Genomic DNA, 23,171 nt, shown 5'->3' with positions numbered 1-23,171 from the left:
CCAGCCAGCATGGTGAATCAGAAACTCACTGATTTGGGAATCCCAAATCGATTCAACTTAACCCCATCCCGCTTTAGGCGGCGCGCCGTTCGATAGTCTGAGCCATGCGCTTCGCGCTATCGTCAGCCGCCTTGAGCGACATGTCGGCCATTCGTCGGCCGCATCCCACAGCGTTCTCCACGGTTTCTCGCAGAAAATCACTTTGGACAGCGAGAACATCCTGAGGAGTACGGCAGCGCCACAATTCGTTCATGCGGTTCATACTGCACTCCATTTGGTGCCGGACGAACGCCAGATACTCTTGCGACATCCCGCTCATCCCTTTGGCAATTGCGGTGGTGGACTGAAGGACGCTGGCGGCGCTGTGAGCCGACCTTTCGGTTGCACGTTGTGCTTCCTCCGATAGTCCAAGTGCACCACCAAATTGATCGGTGGAGCGGCCCATGACCGCTGTCGTCATATCCAGGCCGAACCGCAGGGCGCTCTGTACCGCCTCGGCATTTTGGCGCAGCAGATCGGTGCTCGCCCGAGCCATCTCTTGGCTGGCCTCAGCCGCGGTTTCTCCAATCCGTCTGGTCTGTTCAGCAGTTCTCTCGCTGACGCGCCGAACTGCATCCTCGGCGGCTTGAGTAGACTTATCCTCTGGACGTGGATTTGCCATCTGTTGCCTCCTCGTTATTGATTGTAGTTGGATATTGCAGTCGGGATTCCCGTGCGACTGGATCGCTGAACAGCGGGCGAATCCTTCGCAACCAAACGCGGTGAGTTTACAACCGTTCCGGCATTTCTTGAGCTTTTGGGATGCTGTATAGGCGCCGGCTCCAAACTCGATTTCTGCGGCCTGGAACTCGGGCAGCCAGCTGCTCATCAAGCCGGGGCGTACATTGGATGATATCCGAGTTAGGTCAGGAATGCTCTCCTGACGGATGTCGCGCTCGGCACAGCGTTCCCCTGCTCTAGATCTCCCGCGCGTCGCGGCGGCGGTAGACCAATAGCATCAAGGGCGCGAGCTTTCGCAGCAGTCCATGCGCAGCAATCGGCCGCGCGTCGGTGAACGGCAGCGCCAAGTCTTTCACCGCTACGCCTTGCACCGCCTTTGCAAACTCGGCGCCAATCGCAATCGTCAGCGCCACTGCGCGGCCGTTGCAGCCGGTCCAGCCATAGGCGTCGGGGCCGAGCTGGTGGAAGCGCGGCAGGAAATCGGTGGTCATGCCGACATAGCCGTTCCAGACGTGATCGAAGGAGATTTCGCCGATCTGCGGCCACAAGCGTTGCAGCCGTTCGGCCACCCTCGCCTTCAGCCGCGCGGCCTTGTCGCCTGGGCCGATCACGGCGCCACCAGTCACGAGCCGGTTGCGCGCGTCGTAGCGCGCGAAATAGAGCTCGCCATGGGTATCCGACATCGCCTGCCGTCCTGGGATGATGGACTTGCGAACGTTGTCCGACAATGGCTGCGTCGCCATCTGCCAGGACAGCACCGGCATCACCTCGGTCGCGATCTCCGGCACCAATGATTTCACGATCTCCCCGCTATAGGCATTGGTCGCGACCACCAGCGCGCGGCCCGAGATCTCACCTTTGGCGGTTTTCACCACCCAGCGGTTATTCCTCCGCTCGAAACTCTCGACCGGAGAGCGCGCATAGATGCGTCCGCCGAGATCAAGCACGGCGCGCGCGAGCCCCCGCGCCAGCGCCAGCGGATTGATGTGGCCGCCGCTTCTGTTCCAGAAGCCGCCATACCACGCATCCGAGCCCAGCATGTCGCGGACCTGATCGCGTGACAGCAATTCGACCGGCGCGCCGAATTTCGACCATTGCCGCACCCGCCGCTCGGCGATCTTGATGCGGCCGGGCGAATGCACCGGCTGCACCCAGCCGGCCTGCTCCTGCTCGGCTTCGATGCGGTATTTCGCGACGGTGTCAAACAGCGTCGAGGCGCTGTCGCGCAAGAGGCCGACAAAGCGCTCGCCGGCTGCGCGATGCTTGGCGACGATGTCCTCCGGATCGGGCCGCGACAAGGTCGGGATCACCTGGCCGTTGTTGCGCCCCGAGGCGCCCCAGCCCGGCTCCATCGCCTCGACGACAGCCACGTCCACGCCGGCCTCGCGCAAATGCAGCGCGGTCGACAGCCCCGCGAAACCGCCACCGATCACGACCACGTCGGCCTGCCGGGCGCCGGTCAATTCGGGCAGATCAGGCCCCGCGGGCGTCACTGCCGCCCATAGGGAATCGGGCCAGCGGACATCTGTTCTTTCCATCATCAATCTCTTCACGATCGTTGCTCGGCGGCCAATGGGAACGTCGGCTTGCGGGCGCCGGATCGATCTGTTTAGTGTAGTACGCCATCTATCCATGCCGGGGAAACAACAGAGTGTCACTCAGGAACGTCATCGGAATCGATCACGCCGTGATCATGGTGAAGGATCTCGACCGGGCTGCCGACAACTGGAAGCATCTCGGCTTCACCGTTTCGCCGCGCGGCACCCATAGCGCGCATATGGGATCCGGCAACTACACCATCATGCTCGACCCCGACTATATCGAGCTGCTCGGCGTGCTCACCCCGACCGAGCACAATGCGCCGGCGCGGGCATTCCTGGAGCAGCGCGGCGAAGGCATCGAGCGCATCGCATTCACCGCGGTCGATTCGGCTGCGGGTGCCGAGGAGATCCGCGCGCGTGGTTACGCGCCGATCGGCCCGACTGATTTCGAGCGGCCGGTGACGATGCCTGATGGCTCGCTGGCGGCGGCCAAATTCCGCACCTTCCAATGGCCGACCGCGGAGGCGCCGGGCAGCGTGCGCATCTTCGCCTGTCAGCACAAGACCCGCGAGACGGTGTGGATCCCCGAATTGATGACGCATGCCAACGGCGCGAAACGCCTGAGGCAGGTGCTCATCGTAACACCCGAGCCGGCCAAGGACGCTGCGCATCTGTCCGAGATGATCGATGTCGCAACAAGGAACGAAGCCGATGGCGCCGTCACTGTCCCCTCGGGCTCGGACCGCGCGGACTTCGTGTTCGCGACAAAGGACCAACTCGGCAAACGCTATCCCGGCGTCTCGCTGGCCGCGCTGCCCGAACGCGGCGGCGCCGGCCTGGTGATCGCGGCCGATGTTAGTGCAGCGGAGAAGACGCTGGGCGCGACCGGCGTGCACAGTGCAGGCGCGATCTGCGTACCGCCGGCGGCGGGCAACGGCACGTTGCTTGCTTTCGTCAAGGCATAAACGACCGGCTTCACACGCTACAATTGTAGTGCATTGTCGCACACATTAGGGCTAGGCAGCCCGCTCGCAAACGTTAGTATCTCTCCCAAACAAAAAACGAGCAGGGAGAGAAATATGACGGATCACCAGATCTCGCGCCGGCAGCTTTTGGCCGGCACGGCTGCGGCCGGCGCGCTCAGCCTCACCGGGTTTCCGGCGCGCGCCGACATCGACTGGAAGAAATATAACGGCACCAAGCTCGAGGTGATCCTCGCCAAGGGGCCGCGCGGCGACAATCTGCAAAAATACATCAAGGAATTCACCGCGCTCACCGGCATCCAGGTCGAGTCCGAGCAGATCCCTGAGCAGCAGCAGCGCCAGAAATGCGTCATCGAGCTCGCCTCGGGCAAGCCGAGCTTCGACGTTGTGCATCTGAGCTATCATGTGCAGAAGCGGCAGTTCGAGAAGGCCGGCTGGCTCGCCGATCTCTCCGGCTACTTGAAGGACCCGAATTTCACGCCGCCCGACCTCGTCGAAAGCGACTTCTCCGCCGCCGGACAGCAATACGCCAAGAACGACAAGGGCCAGATGCTGTCGCTACCATGGTCGGTCGACTATTTCATCCTTTATTACAACAAGGAGTTGTTCCAGAAGAAAGGCGTCGAAGTGCCGAAGACGCTGGACGAGATGGTGGTGGCCGCCGAGAAGCTCACCGACCCCAAGGAAGGCACTTTTGGCTTTGTCGGCCGCGGCCTGCGCAACGCCAACATGGCGATGTGGACCAACTTCTACCTCAACTATGGCGGCGAATTCCTCGACAGCAAGGGCAACATCCTGACCGACGGCCCCGAGGCAATCGAAGCGACCAAGCTTTACCAGCGGCTATTGACCAAATCGGCGCCCCCCGGCGTCGCCGGCTTCAACTGGATGGAGTCGATGGCCTCGTTCACGCAAGGCCGATCCGCGATGTGGATCGACGCCGACGGCTGGGCGCCGCCGCTGGAAGACCCAACCGCCTCGCGCGTCGTCGGTAAGGTCGGCTACGCCCTCGTGCCCGCCGGCCCCAAGGGCGCGTTTTCCTCGACCTATGGCGACGGCATCGGCATCGCCGCGGCGAGCAAGAACAAGGAAGCCGCCTACCTCTTGTGCCAATGGGTCATCTCCAGGACGCAAGCCGCGCGACTGTTGCAGGCCGGCGGCGGCGTGCCGTTCCGCAATTCGATCGTGAACGACCCTGATGTCGCGAAAGGCGTGAAGACCCAGGAATGGCTGAAGTCGGTCGTCGACTCCGCCAAGATCAGCAAGCTCGGACTGCCCGTCATCATCCCCGTCGCTGAATTCCGCGACATCGTCGGCGCGGCGCTCACCGCGACGCTCTCGGGCGCCGATCCTGCAACGGAGTTGAAGAAGGCGCACGAGCAATTCCGGCCCATCCTGGAACGCAGCGAAAAAGCGTGAGCACGATAACCGAGACGACTCCGGCCGCGGCGGACACCTCCGCCGCACCGGAGCAGGAATGGCATCGCCCCACCTACTGGCCTTTCGTGCTGCCGGCGCTCATCGTCGTACTGGCCGTGATCGTGTTTCCCTGGCTGTTCACGATCTGGATGAGCTTCAACGAGTGGAAGGTCGGCTCGCCCACCACCTTCGTCGGCTTTGCCAATTATCTGCGCTTGCCGAACGATCCGCGTTTCGTCGAGGCGGTCGGACACACCATCATCTACACCGCGCTGTCGGTGATATTGCCGCTGATCTTCGGCACGCTCGCGGCCGTGGTGTTCCACCAGCGCTTTGCCGGGCGCGGCTTCCTGCGCGGCGTCTTCATCATGCCGATGATGGCGACGCCTGTGGCGATCGCGCTGGTCTGGACCATGATGTTCCACCCGCAGCTCGGCGTGCTCAACTATCTGTTGTCGCTGGTCGGCCTGCCGCCCCAGCTCTGGGTGTTCAATCCCGCGACCGTCATTCCATCGCTGGTGCTGGTCGAGACCTGGCAATGGACGCCGCTGGTGATGCTGATCGTGCTCGGTGGCCTCGCCGCGATCCCGACCGAGCCCTATGAGAGCGCGGAGATCGACGGCGCCGGCTTCTGGCAGATGTTCCGCTACATCACGCTGCCGCTGATCATGCCGTTCCTGTTCATCGCTGGGATGATCCGCATGATCGACGCGGTGAAGAGTTTCGACATCATCTTCGCGATCACGCAAGGCGGCCCCGGCTCTGCCTCGGAGACCATCAATCTCTATCTCTACAGCGTCGCCTTCGTGTATTACGATTTGGGCTACGGATCGGCGATCGCGGTCGTGTTCTTCCTCTTGATCGTGCTGCTGGCTGCGGTGCTGCTCTACTTGCGCAAGCGGATGCTGTGGACCGAGATCGGAGGCGGCGCATGAGCCCGCGCCAACTGCTGGGCCAGATTGGCCTCTGGTTCTCGGTGTTCGTGATCGTGTCGCCGGCGATCCTGTTCTTCCTCTGGATGATCTCGCTGTCGCTGAAGTACGAGATCGACAACGCCGCCTATCCGCCGGTGTTCATCCCCGAGCAGTTCGCCTGGAAGAACTATACCGACGTGCTCGCCTCCAACCGCTTCTTGACCTATTTCTTCAACAGCCTGATCGTGACCGGCGGCGCGACGCTGCTGGCGATGCTGGTCGGCGTGCCCGCCGGCTACGGCATCGCGCGGATGGCGGCGCATAAGTCGGCGATCGTGATCCTGATCGCGCGCATCACGCCGGGGCTGTCGTATCTGATCCCGCTGTTTCTGCTGTTTCAGTGGCTGGGACTGCTCGGCACGCTGGTGCCGCAGATCATCATCCATCTCGTGGTCACCGTGCCGATCGTGATCTGGATCATGATCGGCTATTTCGAGACAACGCCGCTGGAACTCGAGGAAGCCGCACGGATCGATGGCGCCACGCGCTGGCAGGTGTTCCGTCACGTCGCGCTGCCGATCGCGCGCCCCGGACTTGCCGTTGCCTTCATCCTTGCGGTGATCTTCTCCTGGAACAATTTCGTGTTCGGCATCGTGCTGGCGGGACGCGAGACGCGCACGTTACCGGTTGCCGTCTACAACATGATCTCGTTCGACCAGTTGAGCTGGGGCCCGCTCGCCGCCGCGGCGCTGCTCGTGACCTTCCCGGTGCTGCTGCTCACGGTGTTCGCCCAGCGCCAGATCGTCGCCGGGCTTACTGCGGGTGCTGTGAAGGGTGGATGACTTCGTGGCCGCGCCGCCGCTACATCCCCTCATCCTGAGGAGCGGCCTCTTGGCCGCGTCTCGAAGGATGAGGCCACAGGCGGGGCCTCATGGTTCGAGACGCGCTACGCGCTCCTCACCATGAGGGTCAGCCAATCTTCAAGGCCTCCAATACTGCCGCTGAGCTCGCGACCCAGCCGAAGATTCCGCCCTGGGCCTTGATCATCTTCAGGCCCATCTCGTGAAATTCGGGAAAGTAGGATGCGCAGCCGTCGGAGATGACGACACAGCGATAGCCGCGGTCATTGGCCTCGCGCACGGTGGTGTTGACGCAGACTTCGGTGGTGACGCCACACACCAAGAGATTATCGATACCGTATTTCTGCAGCACATCGCCCATCTCGGTCGCGTAGAACGCGCCCTTGCCGGGCTTGTCGATCACGATCTCGCTGTCGAGCGGATAGAGCTCGGGGATGATGTCGTGGCCGGCCTCGCCGCGGATGAGGATGCGGCCCATCGGACCGGGATCGCCGATGCGCAAGGATGGCGCGCCACGCTCGACCTTGGCGGGCGGCGCGTCGGAAAGGTCGGGCAGATGCCCTTCGCGGGTATGGATCACCAGCATGCCGGCATCGCGTGCCGCCGACAGCAACGCGCCGATCGGCTTCACGGCGCGCGCAAGCCGGCTGACGTCATTGCCGAGCGTTTCACCGAAGCCGCCGGGCTCCATGAAATCGCGCTGCATGTCGATGATGACGAGCGCGGTCTTGGTCCAGTCGAGCGCGATCGGCTCCGGCTCCGCGACGATCTTCCCCAATGGATCGCTTGAGTTCGCCATGACGTACTCACCCCGAACAAGAGAATTCTTGATCGGGGAATAAGCAAACGCCGTGCCATTGTGTACAATTCGAGATCGCACGCCCGCCGGACGCGCTCTCATCTGAAGAGATGGACGAGCCCGATGCTGATGGCGAGCAGCACCAACAGCGACAGCGTGACCGCGGCTGTCACGCGTCCTCCGACGGTGGCGATGACGCGGATATCAACGCCGAGGCCAAGGGCCGCCATCGACAGGACGGTGAGCAGGACCGCCGCCTTTGTCACCAAGGGGACCACGGCATCCGGAACGAGTTCGAACGATCGGAGCGCAGCAAGGATCAGAAAGCCGATGATGAACCAGGGCACGAGTTTGAACGGACTGATCGATGCCGCCTTCTCGTTCGTGCGGCGGCTGGCAACAAATATCGAAAGGCCGATCACGATTGGTCCCAGCATCAGCACGCGCACCAGTTTCACCAGCGTCCCGATCTGCGTGCTGACAATGCCGGCAGGCACGGTGGCGGCAAGCACCTGGGGAACGGCATAGACGGTAAGTCCGGCCAGGATGCCGTATTGCGTCGCCGTCAATCCCAGGAGCGGGATCAGCAAGGGCAATCCCAGTACCATCAGCACGCCGAGAATGGCCGTAAATGAGATCGACGAGGCGATGTCGTCGCTGTGGGCGTCGATCACGGGGGCAACGGCCGCGATTGCCGAATTCCCGCAGATGGAATTGCCGCAGGCGATCAGGATCGACAGCTTGGTGGGCAGGCCCAGCATGCGGCTGACCCCAAAACTGAGCGCCAGCATGATCGCGACCGTCCCCGCGATCGCGCCGATCAGGGCAAGGCCGGACGCCGCGATCGCGGCGAAGCTGATCGAAGCCCCCAGCAGCACGACGGCGACTTCGAGCAGTTGTTTGGCGCTGAAGGCGATCCCGGAGCGCCATCGCTCGGACGGATTCCAGGCGGTGCGGATCGCCATTCCCAGGAGGATCGCAATCACCAGGGCTTCGACATAGGGATGGTCGAAGGCCCGTTCCTCCAGGTGCTGGACGCCAACCGCGACGAACGTGATCACGCCGCACAGCGCGATGCCAGGAAGAAGGCCAAATGTGCGGGCGACGGTACTGGGGCGCCCCGCTGTTTTCTTGATGCTGTTGGTATTGTCCGCCACGGTGGCACTCCCTATCGGGGAATAATTTATGCGCCTACCGTGATGTTTTGGCTAATATATTCTCCGATGTCCCCAGTCACGAGAAGTTATATTCCGTAACAAGGATAGCCCGGACTGACGCGTCCGGTCATGGTGCCCATGGCGGGCGGCGCGGGGCTTTCGGCTATACGAAGGAGAGTGACCGGATCTGAGGTCAGAGGGCTGCGAACAGGCCCTGCGCCCAGGCAACGGCGCGGTCGAAATTGAAGACGCCAGCCTCAAAATAGGCGGCGCGGGCGATCACGATGCCGGCAACGAGCAGCCAGAACGCGCTGGTGCCGGCACGCAGCAGCCAGGAGGACGCACGTCCAGGGGCGCGAACGCTCTCAGCCGTCATCGGCTCGCCAAACGCATCAAATCCGGGATTGCTCATGGCCGCTTCCATTGAAACCGACCTCAAATGTCGTCAATTGCAGCCAGGAAGCAATGGTAGCGAAATGTCTTTTGCGGCAGCGACTTGGAAGCGCGTTCCCCGACGCCGGCTCAGGGAAGAATTTTTATCCCCGCAGCTCCAAATCGTGCGGAAATGGCCGCCGAAGCTACCCAGCCTGCGCCAGCACGGCCGGCCTCAGGGACCTCAGACCGTACCGACAACACCCTCGACCAGATAGTCGGTCGTCTCCAATGCGGGATCATAGAGCCCGGTGTCCTTGGAGGTGATGACCTTGCCGGTATTGCTCTTCACGCCGGCGACGAAGATCGGCTTGCCGGCCTTCAGCTCGGCGATCGCGGCGGTGGCGGCATTGCGGCCGGCTTCGCTGCAGCCGGCGCCGAACGGGGAGCTCACCACCATGTCCTTGTCGTAGCCGCCGATCACCATGTTCGGCAACTTCTCGCCCTTGGCGATCATGCCGGCAAAGCTCTTGTAGACCGTCTCCCACTTCAACTCAGCGCCGGTGATAAAGCCCTTGGGCGCGAGATCCGCCTGGTTGGCGTTGTGGCCGCAGCTCTTCACGCCGCGCTTCTCGGCGGTCTCGATCACCACCTTGGGGCTGTCGATGTGGCAGGCGATGATGTCGCAGCCGGCATCGACCAGCGCGTTGGCCGCTTCCGCCTCGCGTACCGGCAGCGCCCAGTCGCCGGTGATGATGAGCTGCACGGTGACATCGGGATTAACCTTGCGCGCGCCGAGCATGAACGAGTTGACGTTGCGGAGCACCAGGGGGATCGGCTTTGCGGCGATATAGCCGATCTTGTTGGCCTTGGTGGATAGGCCGGCGGCAATGCCGTTCACGTAATGGCCCTGGTCGAGATAGCAGAAGTAGCCGCCGGCATTGGCGGGATGCTTGTCGGCCTGCCAGAGCGAGGTCGGATGGCGGAATTCGACCTTCGGATATTTCTTCGCCGCATCGACCATGAACGGGTTGAAGTAGCCGAACGACGTCGGGAACAGCAGCGTCGCACCGTCGATGTTGATCATCGACTCCATGGTTTTCGCAACCGCCACGGTCTCCGGCACGTTCTCTTCTTCGACGACCTTCACGCCCGGCACATCCTTGAGCGCCTTGGCGGCGACCGCGTGGGCCTGGTTCCAGCCATAGTCCTGGCGAGAGCCGACATAGATGATGCCGACCGTGAGCTCAGCGGCGCGCGCCGGCTGGCCGAGCGCGGAGAAAACGAGGGGACTTGCGGCGGCTCCAGCGAGAAAGCTTCGGCGGGAAAGCGGAGGCGTGGTCATTGATACTCTCCTTGATCGCCGAACCATTGGTGCGGCTGTGACACTGGTGATGAAATCCCGTCCCCGGTCACTTCGCGGCTCGTGCCTTCCGCCGCGGCAGCCGGGCGATCTTTGATCCGTTGCCGGCGTCCGCCGTCTCCGTGTAGCGGGACAGCACCGCGCCGAGATCGAATTGCGCATCGCGATCCTGATCGAGCAGCGCCCGGTGCTCGACCGCGCCGAGGTGATGATCCATCAGCTCGATCGCCGCTTCGGCATTGCGGCTGCGCAGCGCGGCCACGATCTCGCGGTGTTCGTTGACGGCGCAGTCGGCGGAATGCGGCCGGCCGTAAAGCGCCAGGATCAACGAGCAGCGCGATACCACTTCGCCGAGATAGCGGCGGAACAGACTGTTGCCCGCGAGCTCGCCAAGCTTGACATGGAATTCGCCGGCGAGGCGGATGGAGACTCTCGCTTCGCCAGCCTTGCGCGCAGCTTCTTCCTTGCGGACATGCCCTTCGAGCTCGGCGCCGAATTCCGGCCGCCAGCGCGCGATCACCAGCCGCACCACTTCGCGTTCGAGCGTGCGGCGGACCTCGAAGACTTCCCTCGCCTCCTCCAGCGTCGGCTTGGCCGTGGTGGCGGTGCGCCGCGGCGGCGCATCGACCAGACCTTCCGATTGAAGCTGCGCCAAGGCTGCGCGCACCAGCGTGCGGCTCATGTGAAACTGAGCACCGAGCTCGTCCTCCGGGAGCTTCGTGCCCGGCGGCAACGCCTGCTCGATGATCGCCTGGCGCAGCGCCTGGCAGGCAACATCAACGCGGGTCGATTTCTTGCTCATCCGAAATCCGCATGCGCCGTCGGACGAGAATGCGTCCGCGATTGCGCATACGATAGTTCGGCATTTCGTACACAGGATGCGGCAATATTGGTCGATGCGCTCGAATAAACGGCAGCACGACGCTCAAAGTTTGCGCTTCGAATGCGCGGCAAAACGCAGGATAACTGCAGCTCGATATCCGATTGGGTGTAATTCTGTATACAGGATTTTACTATCTCGGATCGCTGCGGAGGGAATGCCATGAAGGAAACAGTCGTTAAGTTACGATTGAACCAGCAACAGCTTGAACTGATGGACCGCACCATCGCGCAGGGTGTGGCGCCTGATCGCGCGGCGCTGGTCCGTCTCGCGCTGCGCGAATACGCCGCCAACCGGAAGGCCGAGACCGCGAGAAGCTCGCGATGACCACGCGCAAGATCATATCGGAATGGCTACTCGAGCCGGGCACCGGCAAGGCGATCGAATTGTTGAAGGGGCAGATCCTGCGCATCGAGCAGGTCGAAGGCGGCCAGTGCGCCGACTTCAACTGCTTCAACCTGCATGACTACAAGGAGTTCATGCATTGCGGCCGCACCCGCACCGTGCACGGCTTTCATCCGACCAAAGGCACCTTCATGTGGTCGGCGCCGCCACGCGAGCGCGCGATGCTCTATATTCTGGAGGACACCGTCGGCCGCAATGACGTGCTGTTCCCGCGCTGCAGCGCCTATGTCTATGAAGCGGCCTACGGCTTTGCCGTTCACACCAATTGCCACGACATCCAGGCGGAAGCGCAGCGCGAATATGGGCTGACGCCCGACGACGTGCACGATTCCTTCAACCTGTTCATGTGCACCGGCGTCGACGCCGACGGCCATGCCTACATGACCCGTCAGACCACCAAGCCCGGCGACTATGTAGACCTGCTGGCACTGATGGATGTGCTGGCGGTCCCCAATGTCTGCGGCGCCGACGTGATGAAGACCAGCAACTTTGCGTTGAAGCCGCTGAAGCTCACGGTGTTCGAGGCGACCGAAGCCGATCTCGCCAACGTGCCGAAGACGCCCGTGCTCGCGAGCCAGCGAACGCCCAAGGATTTCAGGAACCCGATCATCAAGAGCGACCGCGCCTTGCGGCGGGATCCCGACTACAAGCCGGAGTTTCCGAACACGCCGATCGTGCTCACCGAACTTCCGATCACACTGACCGCGGAGGAAATCGCGATGTTCGACGCGGTCAAACTCACCGACATCTACGGTGATGACGACGCGGCGGCGTTGCGCGACATCCTGTTCTCCTGGTGGGAAGAGCGCTTCCTGCAGGCGCATGCCGGGGCGCCGGCGATCGAGGCCTGAGCGATGGACGCGATCCCGGCTCCGGACGAAGTCACCTTCGACTTCCGCAAATTGTCGGCGCGCGAGCGCTACAAACTGATGATCGGCACTGTGGTGCCGCGGCCGATCGCGCTGGTAACGACAGTCGATCCAATGGGGCGCATCAATGCCGCGCCGTTCAGTTTCTTCAACTGCCTCTCCGCGGACCCGCCGATCCTCGCGCTCGGGGTGGAAAACCATCCCGATATGTCGTTCAAGGACACCGCACTGAACATCCGCCTGACCGAAGTCTTCACCGTTAACATCGTCGCGCACGCGATTGCGGAAGCGATGCATGTCTGCGCAGTGCCGTTTGCGGCCGGCCACGACGAGCTCAGGGCCGCGGGGTTGACGGCGATGCCGGGCACTGCTGTGGCCTCGCCCTGGATCAAGGAGGCTCCCGCTGCCTTCGAATGCCGCCGCCATGTCACGCTGGAACTGGGAAAATCTCGCCAGATCATTCTCGGCGAGATTGTCTTTGCACATTATCAGCGCGAGGTGATCGATGCCGAGCGCCTGTACATCGATCCGGCCAGACTCGACGCGATCGCACGTCTTGGCGGCAACACCTGCGCCACCATCCGCGACCGCTTCGAGATGCTGACGCCGACGATGGAGGAATTCGAGGCAATGGCGGCGCCTGAAAAATAGTCTTTCGATGCAAACAGAAATCGGATTTTCTTCGCTTAATCCCAGAAACGACCAGCACTGAACAGGGAGTTCGACATGAACGGACTTGGCGGCCTCAATAAATCACCCAACGGCGTCGTGATCGGGCTTGTTCAACTGCAATTGCCGGTCGTGGCGACCAAAGTCGATCTGGCGAAGCAGACCCAGAAGATCGTCTGGATGGTCGGCAAGGCGCGGCGCAACCTTTCGACCATGGACCTCGTCGTGTTTCCGGAATACTCGCTGCACGGCCTGTCGATGGACACCAATCCCGAAATCATGTGCCGGCTCGACGGCCCGGAGGTCGCCGCCTTCAAGCGGGCCTGCATCGACAACAAAATCTGGGGCTGCTTCTCCATCATGGAGTACAACCCCGACGGCAACCCTTACAATTCAGGCCTGATCATCGACGACCACGGCGATATCAAGCTTTACTATCGCAAATTCCATCCCTGGATTCCGGTCGAGCCGTGGGAGCCCGGCGACATCGGCATTCCCGTGATCGAGGGACCGAAGGGCGCCAAGATCGCTCTCATCATCTGCCATGACGGCATGTTCCCCGAGATGGCGCGCGAATGCGCCTACAAGGGCGCGGAGATCATGATCCGCACCGCCGGTTACACCGCGCCGATCCGCGAGAGCTGGCGCTTTACGAATCAGGCCAACGCCTTCCAGAACCTGATGGTGACGGCCAATGTCTGCATGTGCGGCTCCGATGGCTCGTTCGATTCCATGGGCGAAGGCATGATCGTCAATTTTGACGGCACCATCATCGCCCACGGCACCACCGGCCGCGCGGACGAGATCATCACCGCCGAGGTGCGCCCTGACCTGGTACGCGAGGCGCGGATCAACTGGGGCGTCGAGAACAATATCTATCAGCTCTTTCACCGCGGCTATGTCGCGGTGAAGGGCGGCGCGATGGATTGTCCCTACACGTTCATGCAGGACATGGTCGCAGGTAACTTCCGCCTGCCGTGGGAAGACCAGGTGAAGATCACCGACGGCACCTCCTGCGGCTTCCCAGCGCCGACGCGGATGTTCGGCAAAACAGCGAAAGCGGCGGAGTGATTTGTAGGGTGGGCAAAGCGAAGCGTGCCCACCATTCACGAGCGGTGCAAGAGATGGTGGGCACGCGTCGCTTTGCCCACCCTACGGGCTAGAGCCGAAAATTCTCGATCAGCCGCAACAGCACCCGCGCGCCGGCATCGGCGTCGGCAAGCTCGACATGTTCGTCCGGATGATGGCTGATGCCGCCGCGGCAGCGGACGAAGAGCATCGCGACATCGGCGACATCGATCATCGCCATGCCGTCATGCCCCGCCCCGCTCGGCAACTCGAACACAGCATATCCCTCGCCGGCGACCGCCTCCGCCACCTGCGCTTTCAGCCACGGCGCGCAGGGCACGGTACGGTTCTCGTGGGTGACATCGAGCTGCAGCGCGAGTCCGCGGCGTTTCGCGATGGCCTCGATTTGACGAACGATATCGGCGACCGCGCGCTTGCGATGCATGTCGGTGGGCGCGCGTATGTCGATCGTGAAGGAGACCTTTCCCGGAATGACATTGGTCGCGCCCGGCAACGCATCGATATAGCCGACGGTGCCGACGAGACCGCCGTCATCGGTCCTGCAGAAATCCTCGATCGCCGTGACGCATTCGGCGGCGCCCGCGAGCGCATCGCGCCGGAGCGCCATTGGCACCGTACCGGCATGGCCGGCCATGCCCGTGATCTTTGCCGCAAGCCGCGTCGCGCCGGCGATCGCGGTCACCACGCCGACCGGCAGCTCCTTCTCCTCCAGCACCGGGCCCTGCTCAATATGCAGTTCGACATAGCCGAGCAGTTCGCGACGGGCGCGCGCGGCAGCGCCGATATGATCGGGATCGAGGCCGAAGGCGATCATCGCCTCGCGCATGGAAATGCCGGCATGGTCGCGCACGTTCAGTAGGCTTTCGTCGAAGGTGCCGGCGACCGCGCGGCTGCCGAGCAGCGTCGAGGCAAAGCGCACGCCTTCCTCGTCGGCAAAGCCGGTCACCTCGATCGCGAACGGCAATCGGCGGCCGCGCCGGTTGATATCGGCGACACAGGCGATCGCGGTGATGAGCCCGAGCGGCCCGTCCCATTTGCCGGCGTCGCGCACGGTGTCGTAATGCGAGCCCAGCATCAGACACGGCACGCCGGGCGTATCCCCCTCATAGCGGCCGCAGACATTACCGATCGCGTCGAGATGCGCGCTCATCCCGGCCTCACGCATCCAGGACAGAAGGAGATCGGCCGCCTTGCGGTGCTGGGGCGTCAGATAGATGCGCGCCAGATGCGATGGCGCTTCCGATATCGCCGCAAGCTGGTCGATGCGGGCAACGATCTCCTCGCCAAGCAAGGTTGGTCTGGTCCCGGCTCCCGCCGCGTCTGTCTTGCTCATGCTTTTCCAGTGAAAGGCCGCTTCGATCCCCGGGTCGTCGGGATCGATACAAGTTCAATGCCAGCGCCTTGGCGCATGATCAACGCCCCAAATGGTGCTCACCGGCCTTGCATACAATTATCTGGCAACGCTCAATAATTAGGCTGACGCACCGTCGCTCAAAGTTTGAGCGGAATATGGCATCGAATAATACCAAAGTTATTTCAATAGATTGGTAGTTCATGCGCGCCAGATAGGCTCTGGCACGAAGCTTGCGACATCCCGTCTGAGCTCCGCCGTTGGCGCGGACGCGAAACGACCGGCGGCCGGACCGCCCCAGGGGAGCAGGCAATGGATTTCAGCAGGATTTCACGACGGCATTTATTGCAAGGCGGCGCCGCGCTGGCGCTGGGCGGCACGATCGGTGCCCGCGTGGCGCACGCGGCCGAGACCACCGTCGGCTTCATCTATGTCGGGTCGCGCGACGACTACGGCTACAACCAGGCGCACGCACAAGGCGCAGCGGCGCTCAAGAAACTGCCCGGCATCAAGGTGGTCGAGGAAGAGAAGGTGCCCGAGACCGATGCGGTCGAGAAGACCATGGAGTCCATGATCAATCTCGACGGCTCCACGCTGCTGTTCCCGACCTCGTTCGGATACTTCAGTCCGCACATGGTCAAAATAGCCAACAAGTATCCGAAGGTCCGCTTCGAGCATTGCGGCGGCTTGTGGACCGAGAAGGACCCGAAGAACGCCGGCAGCTATTTCGGCTATATCGACGAGGCGCAGTTCATTTCCGGCATCGTCGCGGGCTATTCGACCAAGAGCGGCAAGCTCGGCTTCGTCGCGGCCAAGCCGATCCCCCAGGTGCTGCGCAACATCAACGCGTTCACGCTCGGCGCCAAGCTCGCCAATCCGAAGGCAACGACGCAGGTGATCTTCACCGGCGATTGGTCGATGCCGGTCAAGGAAGCCGAGGCCACCAACAGCCTGATCGACCAGGGCGTCGATGTGCTGACCTGCCACGTCGACGGTCCCAAGACCATGGTCGAGAACGCTGCGCGCCGCGGCGCATTCGTCTGCGGCTATCACGTCAACCAGTCCCCGCTGGCGCCAAAGGCCTATCTCACCGGCGCCGAATGGAACTGGGAAGCGCTCTATCCGAAATTCCTGAAGATGATCACGTCGGGCGAATCGATCCCGAACTTCTATCGCGGCGGCCTGAAGGAAGAGATCGTCAAATGCTCGCCCTATGGCGAAGCGGTCTCGGCCGAAGCGCGCAAGCATGCCGACGAGATGAAGGCAAAGCTCATCGCCGGCGAATACACCATCTTCAAGGGACCGATCCTCGACAACAAAGGCAAGACGGTGATCGCATCCGGCGTCGACCGCGGCCAGAAGGATCCCGAGCTCGAGAAGATGGATTATCTGATCGAAGGCGTGATCGGAGCGACTTCGTGACGACGGACACGGCTGACTCGGCCGAGGCAGTCGAGGCGGTCGGGGTCGCCCCGGCCGCCGATCCCTGTTTCCTGCAGCGCTACGGCGCCGCCATCGAGTACATCCTGATCCCGGGCGCCGCCCTGATAGGCGCGCTCGCGACCTTCGGCGCGTTCGTCGCGCTCTACGGCAAAAACCCGCTCGATCTCTATTTCTACATGTACCAGGGCGCGTTCGGCACCTGGTTTTCCTGGCAGAATACGCTGACCCGCGCCGCGCCGTTGATCCTCACCGCACTCTGCACGGCGCTGCCCGCGCAGCTCGGCATGGTGATCATTGGCGGCGAAGGCGCGCTGCTGATCGGCGCACTGACCGCCACCAGCACCGCGCTCGCGATGCAATGGGCGCCGCCGCTGGTGGTGCAGATCGCGATGGTCGTTGCCGCCGTGATCGGCGGCGGATTGTGGATCACGCTGTCAGGCGCGCTCCGGCAATATCGCGGCGTGAACGAGACGATCTCGAGCCTCTTGCTGGTTTATATCGCGCTCGCGATCCTCAACCATCTCGTCGAAGGCGTGATGCGCGATCCCGCCAGTCTCAACAAGCCGTCGACGCGGGAGATCGGCGCCGCCAACATGATCGGTACCATCCCCGGCACCGACGTGCATTGGGGTCTGGTGTTCGGCCTGGTCTGCGCGATCGCTGCCTACATCCTGATCTATCACACCACCTTCGGCTTCGCCGCCCGCGTCGCCGGCGGCAATATCCGCGCGGCGAAGATCGTCGGCCTCGGCGTCGGCAAATTGATCATGACGATCTGCTTTCTCGCCGGCGCCTGCGCGGGCCTTGCCGGCATGATCGAGGTCGCGGCCGTCCAGGGCCGCACCAACGCCAATCTCGCCGCGGGTTACGGCTTCACCGGGATCCTGGTCGCCTTCCTCGCGCGGCAGAATCCGCTCGCAGTCATTCCGGTCGCGATCCTGCTCGGCGGCATCAGCGCCAGTGGCGGTCTGTTGCAGCGGCGGCTCGGATTGCCCGACGCGTCCGTGCTGGTGCTGCAGGGCATCATCTTCGTGTTCGTGCTGGCGAGCGACGCGCTGTACGGACGCATCGGCTTCCTGAAAGGAAAGTCCTGACATGGCTGACAGTTCGATCGGACTGTGGACCGTCCCGCTCGCCGTGCTCGGCGGCGCCATCCGCGTCTCGACGCCGTTCCTGTTCGTCAGCCTAGGGGAATGCATCACCGAACGCAGCGGCCGCATCAATCTCGGCCTCGAGGGCACGCTGGTGATGGGCGCGATGAGCGCCTATGGCATCTCCTATCTCACCGGCTCGCCCTGGCTGGGCGTGCTCGCCGCCGGCATCACCGGCGCGCTGCTCGGCGCACTGCATGCCGGCATCTGCTCATTGCCGCGCGTGAACGACGTCGCGGTCGGCATCGCGCTGATGCTGTTCGGCATCGGGCTCGCCTTCTTCCTCGGCAAGCCGCTAATCGAGCCGACCGCGCCGCGGCTGCCCGCGATCGATTTCGGCTGGTGGAGCGGCATTCCGCAGGTGCGCGCCGCGCTGCGCATCAACGTGCTGTTCCTGATCGGAGTTGCGATCGCCCCCATTCTCTATTGGGCGTTCAAGACCACGCGCTGGGGCCTCCTGATCCGCACCGCCGGCGAAAGCTCGGACGCGGCGCGGGCGATGGGCCATTCCGTGCTGCTGATCCGGCTGCGCGCGACCATGGTCGGCGGCTTCCTTGCCGGGATCGGCGGCTCGTTCCTGTCGCTGTTCTATCCCGGTAGCTGGAACGAGGGCCTTTCCTCAGGCCAGGGCATCACCGCGGTCGCGCTCGTGATCTTCGCGCGCTGGGATCCCCTGCTCTGCCTGTGGGCCTCCCTCGCCTTCGGCGGCGCCGCGGCGCTCGGACCCGCGCTGCAATCGGTCGGCGTCACCTCGGGCTATCACCTGTTCAATGCCGCGCCGTACATCCTGACGCTCGCGATCATGATCATCACCTGCTCGCCGAAGCGCACGCTGACCGGTGCGCCGGCCGAGCTTTCCATCACCCGATGACACGCACGAGGTCGCGAATGCCCGAGCGCTATATCAAGTCCGAGCCCTATGCCTGGCCTTACAATGGCGATCTGCGCCCGGAAAACACCGCGCTCATCGTCATCGACATGCAGATCGATTTCTGTGGCGTCGGCGGCTATGTCGACAAGATGGGCTACGACCTGTCGCTGACGCGGGCACCGATCGAACCGATCAAGCGCCTGCTCGCGGTGATGCGGAGCCAGGGCTATCACATTATCCACACCCGCGAGGGCCACCGCCCCGATCTCGCTGACCTTCCCGCCAACAAGCGCTGGCGCTCGCGCCAGATCGGCGCCGGCATCGGCGATCCCGGTCCCTGCGGCCGCATCCTGGTGCGCGGCGAACCCGGCTGGGAGATCATCCCCGATCTCAGCCCCCTGCCCAGTGAGCCGATCATCGACAAGCCCGGCAAGGGCTCGTTCTGCGCGACCGACCTGGAGCTGATGCTGCGCCTGCGCGGCATCGCGAACATCGTGCTGACCGGCATCACCACCGACGTCTGCGTCCACACCACGATGCGCGAGGCCAACGATCGCGGCTTCGAATGCGTGCTGATCGAGGATTGCTGCGGCGCGACCGACAAGGGCAATCACGACCATGCACTGAAGATGATCAAGATGCAGGGCGGCGTGTTCGGCGCGGTGGCGAAATCCGCCGACCTGATCGGAGCGATCTCGTGATCATCGGCGAGGCACCCCCGCCAAGTGGCGCTTTCGGCGTCGACGCCATCGCCATGACGATGCGCTTCGGCGATTTCCTGGCGCTCGACAATGTCGAATTGAAGGTGCGTCCCGGCTCCTTCCATGCGCTGCTCGGCGAGAACGGCGCCGGCAAGAGCACGCTGGTGAAATGCATCATGGGCTATTACCACGCGACCCAAGGCGACATCCTGATCGGCGGGCGTGAGCAGAAGATCGGCAACCCGAAGGACGCGCACGCGTTCGGGCTCGGCATGGTCTACCAGCATTTCACGCTAGTGCCGGCGATGACGGTCGCGGAGAACCTGGTGCTGGCGCGCGACGACGTCCCGGCCGTGGTGGACTGGAGCAGAGAGAAGAAGGAGCTCGAAGCGTTCCTGGCACGGATGCCATTCAAGGTGCCGCTCAACGCCAAGGTCTCCGACATCTCGGCCGGCGAGCGGCAGAAGTGCGAGATCCTCAAGCAGCTTTACCTGAAGCGGCGCTTCCTGATCCTGGACGAACCGACCTCGGTGCTGACGCCGGGCGAGGCCGACGAGGTCTTGGGCATGTTGCGCGCGATGGTCGTGGCCGGGGAATTGACCATCCTGATGATCACGCACAAGTTCCGCGAGGTGATGGCCTTTGCCGACGAGGTGACCATCCTGCGCCGCGGGAAGCTCGCCGGCCAGGGCCGCGTCGCCGAACTCACGCCGGATGAGATGGCGCGCACGATGATCGGCGCCGAGCAATTGACCGTGCAGCCAGCCCGCGTCGGCGAAGTCGGCGAGGCGCGGCTCGAGCTCGACAGGCTCACCGCGCTCGACGATGCCGGCGCAGTCGCCGTCCACAACGTCTCGCTCACGGTCCGTGGCGGCGAGATCGTGGGCATCGCCGGCGTCTCCGGCAACGGCCAGCGGCAGCTCGTCGAAGTTCTCGCCGGTCAGCGCGATGCCGAGAGCGGTGACATCCGCATCCGCGGCGAGCGCTATTCGGCGACGCGCGAGGAGATGCGCCGGCACAAGATGTCGCTCTTGCCGGAAGAGCCGCTCAAGAACGCCTGTGTCGGCGGCATGAGCGTGGCCGACAACATCGCCCTTCGCGAATTCGACCGCGCGCCGTTCGCCAAGGGCGGCTGGTGGCTGAGCGGCGCGGCGTTTCGCAGGAACGCCGAACGCAAGATCGGCCTCTACAAGATCAAGACCCGCACGCCGGACACGCCGATCGCCGCGCTCTCGGGCGGCAACGTGCAGCGCGCGGTGCTGGCGCGCGAGCTTGGCGGCGAGGTCGAGGTGCTGATCGCGGCCAATCCCTGCTTCGGGCTCGATTTCGCCGCGGTGGCGCAGATCCATGCCGAGATCATGGCTGCGCGCAACCGCGGTGCTGCTGTGCTTCTCGTCAGCGAAGACCTTGACGAACTGCTCGAACTTTCCGACCGTCTGGTCGTGATGTTCCACGGTGAGTTCGTCCACGAGGCCCGCGCCGGCGAAGCCGATCTCACCGAGATCGGGCGGCACATGGCAGGACATTGATGACGGATATTTCTGCGCTCACTCAGGAAGAAGCTGACCTGCATTTCCTCCGGCGGTCCTTCGAGGTCGCCCGCCGCTCCGTCAGCCACGGCAACCATCCGTTCGGCTCGGTGCTGGTCGACCGCAATCGCACCGTGCTGATGGAGGTGGAGAACGGCTATATGCCGTCCCGTGACGGCACCGCGCATGCCGAGCGCCTGCTCTCGACCAAGGCCTGCACGAGCTTGCCGCCTGAGGTCCTCAAGCACGCCACGCTCTATTCGTCCGCGGAGCCCTGCGCGATGTGCTCCGGCGCAATCTACTGGGCCGGCATCGGCCGCCTGGTCTATGCCTTAAGCGAACATCGCCTGCGCGAGATCACCGGCAATCATCCTGAGAACCCGACGCTCGACCTGCCCTGCCGCGAGGTGTTCCGGACCGGGCAGCGACCGACCGACGTCGTGGGGCCGCTGATCGAGGTCGAGGCCGCCGAGCTCCACGCCGGCCTCTGGCAGAAATAGCGCGAAGAACTGCCGCCTCATCTCGCTGCGTCCTGTCCACGCTCTTAAGAAAAAATGGCGCCGCGGGTTCATCGCGGCGCCCAGTTCACCTGGAGAACGGGTAGGTGGTTAGAACTTCACGGTGATACCGCCATAGACAGTCGATTCGGTGCAGCTATTGGTGCTGACCGTCACGCCGGCTGCGTTGGTGAGGGTGCAGACGCCGGGAGCAGCGTTGTGGTCGAGGCCGAACTTGTTCTGCCAGTAGCGGTACGCAACCCAGAGGTCGACGAAGTGCGTGTACTTCGGTCCCCAGACCGCCTTGCTGGCGTCGAAGGTCAGACGGATCGGCTCGCTGTTGAACTCAACGGCGGTACCGGTGCTGAACGGACCGGTGCCGAAGCCAACCAGCGGATTGTTCTGGTCACCCTTCTTGCCGTACCACGCAGCGCGGCCGCTGATCGACCAGAACTGCATGTTCTCCGGCAGGAAGCCGAGGTCCATATAGTAGTTGGTTTCGACCGCCCAGGTCGGATTGAAGCTGGTGTTGCCGTCCGGAAGACAGGTGGCGCCGGGGGCCGGATACGGAATGCCGGGACCGAACAATCCGCACTGGTTGAAGGCGTTGTGGTTGGAAAACTCCCAGGACGCCAACGGCGACACGTTGAAGTAGCCCTTATAAGGCAGCGCGAATTCGAACTGCAGACCGGCGACGACCTGTCGCTTGGCCGGGGCGAGGAAGTTGTTCTCGCTGTTGGCGTCCATACCGACTTCGAAGGAGACGTTGGTGAGCGGTCCGACGTTGAAGGCCTTGGTGTTGAAGATCTGGTTGAAGCCGAAGGTCGAGCGGAACAGACCGTAGATTTCGGTGGCGCCGGCGCAATTGCCGGGCGCGCCAGTGATCAGCACGCCGGCATTGGAGCACGGCGAGGCCGGATCGTTTTGACCCGACTTGAACATCGAGATCGTGAAGAAGTTGGTGCCGTAGGTCCAGATGTCGAAATGGGTGAACGAATAGACCTGCTTGGCAGTCGTGCCATTGATTGAGCCGTCCGGCCGAATCGAGAATACACCGGGATCGGTGCCCTTGGGCATCCAGGAGAAGGTCACGCGGTTATCGACCAGCAGAAAGAACGGCAGTTCAGGCACGGGCTTCGGCGCTTTGACTGCCAAGTCGGCCGCACTGGCGAAGCCGGCGGGCGCAAGGGTGGCCAGTGACAGTGCCGCGGCTACCAGAGTTCGGCGAAGACTGAACATATTTGTATGTACCCCCAAAGTTGACGTGCGAAAGTTCGAGGCCCTTCGCAACGACCCTTGCGCCGTTCCCCCGAAGTGAGAAGCCTCAAGTTTTTCCACTGCGTGCTGCAAGTTTCGGCACGTAACGACTGCAACGTCAGTGTTTTAAGGAGTGGCCAGCGGCGAGGCGAAAACCCACAAGCAACCTCCGCGCGTGGCGCGCATTTTCCGCTTTTGCCTATTTCTATTGGTTTTCTGCGACCTTTGAGCGCAGCGCCTTGCGACGCTGCACGATCACCACGCGTCATCGTACGCAGTCGAAACTTCGCTGCTCAACTTTTTGTCAGCACTGCTTGGACGGACTCGAATT

General features: G+C 63.2%; 23 protein-coding genes. 14 read left to right on the top strand and 9 right to left on the bottom strand.

Annotated features, from left to right (window positions below; all coding sequences use genetic code 11):
- Nucleotides 1-73: 73 nt before the first annotated feature.
- Both AC5ZG1_RS25970 and AC5ZG1_RS25965 read right to left on the bottom strand, forming a co-directional pair.
- A complete protein-coding gene (locus tag AC5ZG1_RS25970) occupies nucleotides 74-661 on the bottom strand; it encodes a phasin family protein (protein ID WP_496134456.1) in 588 nt (195 codons plus the stop codon).
- A gap of 295 nt (nucleotides 662-956) precedes the next feature.
- Complete coding sequence (locus AC5ZG1_RS25965; RefSeq protein WP_496134455.1) at nucleotides 957-2,258, bottom strand: NAD(P)/FAD-dependent oxidoreductase; 1,302 nt, start codon at nucleotides 2,256-2,258, stop codon at nucleotides 957-959.
- A gap of 113 nt (nucleotides 2,259-2,371) precedes the next feature.
- Between AC5ZG1_RS25965 and AC5ZG1_RS25960 the strand changes: the two genes are divergently transcribed.
- From AC5ZG1_RS25960 to AC5ZG1_RS25945, 4 genes are all read left to right on the top strand, one after another.
- On the top strand, nucleotides 2,372-3,226 hold the full coding sequence (locus AC5ZG1_RS25960; RefSeq protein ID WP_496134454.1) for a VOC family protein: 855 nt from the start codon (nucleotides 2,372-2,374) through the stop codon (nucleotides 3,224-3,226).
- A 114-nt stretch (nucleotides 3,227-3,340) separates the two neighbouring features.
- A complete protein-coding gene (locus AC5ZG1_RS25955; protein WP_496134453.1) occupies nucleotides 3,341-4,663 on the top strand; it encodes an ABC transporter substrate-binding protein in 1,323 nt (440 codons plus the stop codon).
- Nucleotides 4,660-5,598, top strand: coding sequence for a carbohydrate ABC transporter permease (locus AC5ZG1_RS25950; RefSeq protein WP_496134452.1), 939 nt, complete (start codon nucleotides 4,660-4,662; stop codon nucleotides 5,596-5,598). Before AC5ZG1_RS25955 ends, AC5ZG1_RS25950 begins: the two co-directional genes overlap by 4 nt.
- Nucleotides 5,595-6,419, top strand: coding sequence for a carbohydrate ABC transporter permease (locus AC5ZG1_RS25945; protein WP_496134451.1), 825 nt, complete (start codon nucleotides 5,595-5,597; stop codon nucleotides 6,417-6,419). The genes AC5ZG1_RS25950 and AC5ZG1_RS25945 overlap by 4 nt, the downstream gene beginning before the upstream one ends.
- 127 nt (nucleotides 6,420-6,546) lie before the next feature.
- On the opposite strand, the gene AC5ZG1_RS25940 is transcribed toward AC5ZG1_RS25945, so the two are convergent.
- From AC5ZG1_RS25940 to AC5ZG1_RS25920, 5 genes are all read right to left on the bottom strand, one after another.
- Nucleotides 6,547-7,236, bottom strand: coding sequence for a cysteine hydrolase family protein (locus AC5ZG1_RS25940; RefSeq protein ID WP_496134450.1), 690 nt, complete (start codon nucleotides 7,234-7,236; stop codon nucleotides 6,547-6,549).
- 98 nt (nucleotides 7,237-7,334) lie between these two features.
- Nucleotides 7,335-8,372, bottom strand: a complete 1,038-nt coding sequence (locus AC5ZG1_RS25935; protein WP_496134463.1) for a YeiH family protein — start codon at nucleotides 8,370-8,372, stop codon at nucleotides 7,335-7,337.
- A 214-nt stretch (nucleotides 8,373-8,586) separates the two neighbouring features.
- Nucleotides 8,587-8,805: a hypothetical protein gene (locus tag AC5ZG1_RS25930; protein ID WP_456643977.1), complete on the bottom strand. Its 219-nt coding sequence runs from the start codon at nucleotides 8,803-8,805 to the stop codon at nucleotides 8,587-8,589.
- A gap of 204 nt (nucleotides 8,806-9,009) precedes the next feature.
- On the bottom strand, nucleotides 9,010-10,110 hold the full coding sequence (locus AC5ZG1_RS25925; protein ID WP_496134449.1) for a BMP family ABC transporter substrate-binding protein: 1,101 nt from the start codon (nucleotides 10,108-10,110) through the stop codon (nucleotides 9,010-9,012).
- 67 nt (nucleotides 10,111-10,177) lie between these two features.
- Complete coding sequence (locus AC5ZG1_RS25920; protein ID WP_496134448.1) at nucleotides 10,178-10,930, bottom strand: GntR family transcriptional regulator; 753 nt, start codon at nucleotides 10,928-10,930, stop codon at nucleotides 10,178-10,180.
- Nucleotides 10,931-11,170: 240 nt separating this feature from the next.
- Between AC5ZG1_RS25920 and AC5ZG1_RS25915 the strand changes: the two genes are divergently transcribed.
- From AC5ZG1_RS25915 to AC5ZG1_RS25900, 4 genes are all read left to right on the top strand, one after another.
- Nucleotides 11,171-11,335 (top strand): hypothetical protein, encoded by a 165-nt coding sequence (locus tag AC5ZG1_RS25915; protein WP_155255219.1) that lies wholly within the window; start codon nucleotides 11,171-11,173, stop codon nucleotides 11,333-11,335.
- The gene (locus AC5ZG1_RS25910) at nucleotides 11,332-12,264 is read left to right on the top strand and encodes a DUF1989 domain-containing protein (protein WP_474419016.1); all 933 of its coding nucleotides are present in this window, start codon (nucleotides 11,332-11,334) and stop codon (nucleotides 12,262-12,264) included. The genes AC5ZG1_RS25915 and AC5ZG1_RS25910 overlap by 4 nt, the downstream gene beginning before the upstream one ends.
- 3 nt (nucleotides 12,265-12,267) lie before the next feature.
- Nucleotides 12,268-12,933, top strand: coding sequence for a flavin reductase family protein (locus tag AC5ZG1_RS25905; protein ID WP_474419015.1), 666 nt, complete (start codon nucleotides 12,268-12,270; stop codon nucleotides 12,931-12,933).
- A 75-nt stretch (nucleotides 12,934-13,008) separates the two neighbouring features.
- Entirely contained in the window at nucleotides 13,009-14,022 is a 1,014-nt protein-coding gene (locus AC5ZG1_RS25900) for a formamidase (RefSeq protein ID WP_496134447.1), read from the top strand.
- An 88-nt stretch (nucleotides 14,023-14,110) separates the two neighbouring features.
- On the opposite strand, the gene AC5ZG1_RS25895 is transcribed toward AC5ZG1_RS25900, so the two are convergent.
- Entirely contained in the window at nucleotides 14,111-15,373 is a 1,263-nt protein-coding gene (locus tag AC5ZG1_RS25895) for an allantoate amidohydrolase (RefSeq protein ID WP_496134446.1), read from the bottom strand.
- 330 nt (nucleotides 15,374-15,703) lie between these two features.
- Between AC5ZG1_RS25895 and AC5ZG1_RS25890 the strand changes: the two genes are divergently transcribed.
- Genes AC5ZG1_RS25890 through AC5ZG1_RS25865 form a run of 6 tightly spaced genes read left to right on the top strand, consistent with a single transcriptional unit; the run spans nucleotide 15,704 to nucleotide 21,586 of the window.
- The gene (locus AC5ZG1_RS25890) at nucleotides 15,704-16,813 is read left to right on the top strand and encodes a BMP family ABC transporter substrate-binding protein (protein ID WP_496134445.1); all 1,110 of its coding nucleotides are present in this window, start codon (nucleotides 15,704-15,706) and stop codon (nucleotides 16,811-16,813) included.
- Nucleotides 16,810-17,928, top strand: a complete 1,119-nt coding sequence (locus AC5ZG1_RS25885) for an ABC transporter permease (RefSeq protein WP_496134444.1) — start codon at nucleotides 16,810-16,812, stop codon at nucleotides 17,926-17,928. Before AC5ZG1_RS25890 ends, AC5ZG1_RS25885 begins: the two co-directional genes overlap by 4 nt.
- A gap of 1 nt (nucleotide 17,929) precedes the next feature.
- A complete protein-coding gene (locus AC5ZG1_RS25880; protein WP_474419369.1) occupies nucleotides 17,930-18,856 on the top strand; it encodes an ABC transporter permease in 927 nt (308 codons plus the stop codon).
- Between the two features lie 17 nt (nucleotides 18,857-18,873).
- The gene (gene biuH / locus AC5ZG1_RS25875) at nucleotides 18,874-19,557 is read left to right on the top strand and encodes a biuret amidohydrolase (RefSeq protein WP_496134443.1); all 684 of its coding nucleotides are present in this window, start codon (nucleotides 18,874-18,876) and stop codon (nucleotides 19,555-19,557) included.
- A complete protein-coding gene (locus AC5ZG1_RS25870) occupies nucleotides 19,554-21,086 on the top strand; it encodes an ABC transporter ATP-binding protein (protein WP_496134442.1) in 1,533 nt (510 codons plus the stop codon). The genes biuH and AC5ZG1_RS25870 overlap by 4 nt, the downstream gene beginning before the upstream one ends.
- Nucleotides 21,086-21,586, top strand: a complete 501-nt coding sequence (locus AC5ZG1_RS25865) for a nucleoside deaminase (protein WP_496134441.1) — start codon at nucleotides 21,086-21,088, stop codon at nucleotides 21,584-21,586. Before AC5ZG1_RS25870 ends, AC5ZG1_RS25865 begins: the two co-directional genes overlap by 1 nt.
- A 108-nt stretch (nucleotides 21,587-21,694) precedes the next feature.
- On the opposite strand, the gene AC5ZG1_RS25860 is transcribed toward AC5ZG1_RS25865, so the two are convergent.
- Complete coding sequence (locus AC5ZG1_RS25860) at nucleotides 21,695-22,822, bottom strand: hypothetical protein (RefSeq protein WP_496134440.1); 1,128 nt, start codon at nucleotides 22,820-22,822, stop codon at nucleotides 21,695-21,697.
- Nucleotides 22,823-23,171 lie beyond the last annotated feature (349 nt).

The organism is Bradyrhizobium sp. Leo78 (assembly GCF_059512425.1).
This window is presented reverse-complemented; position numbering and strand designations above follow the sequence as displayed.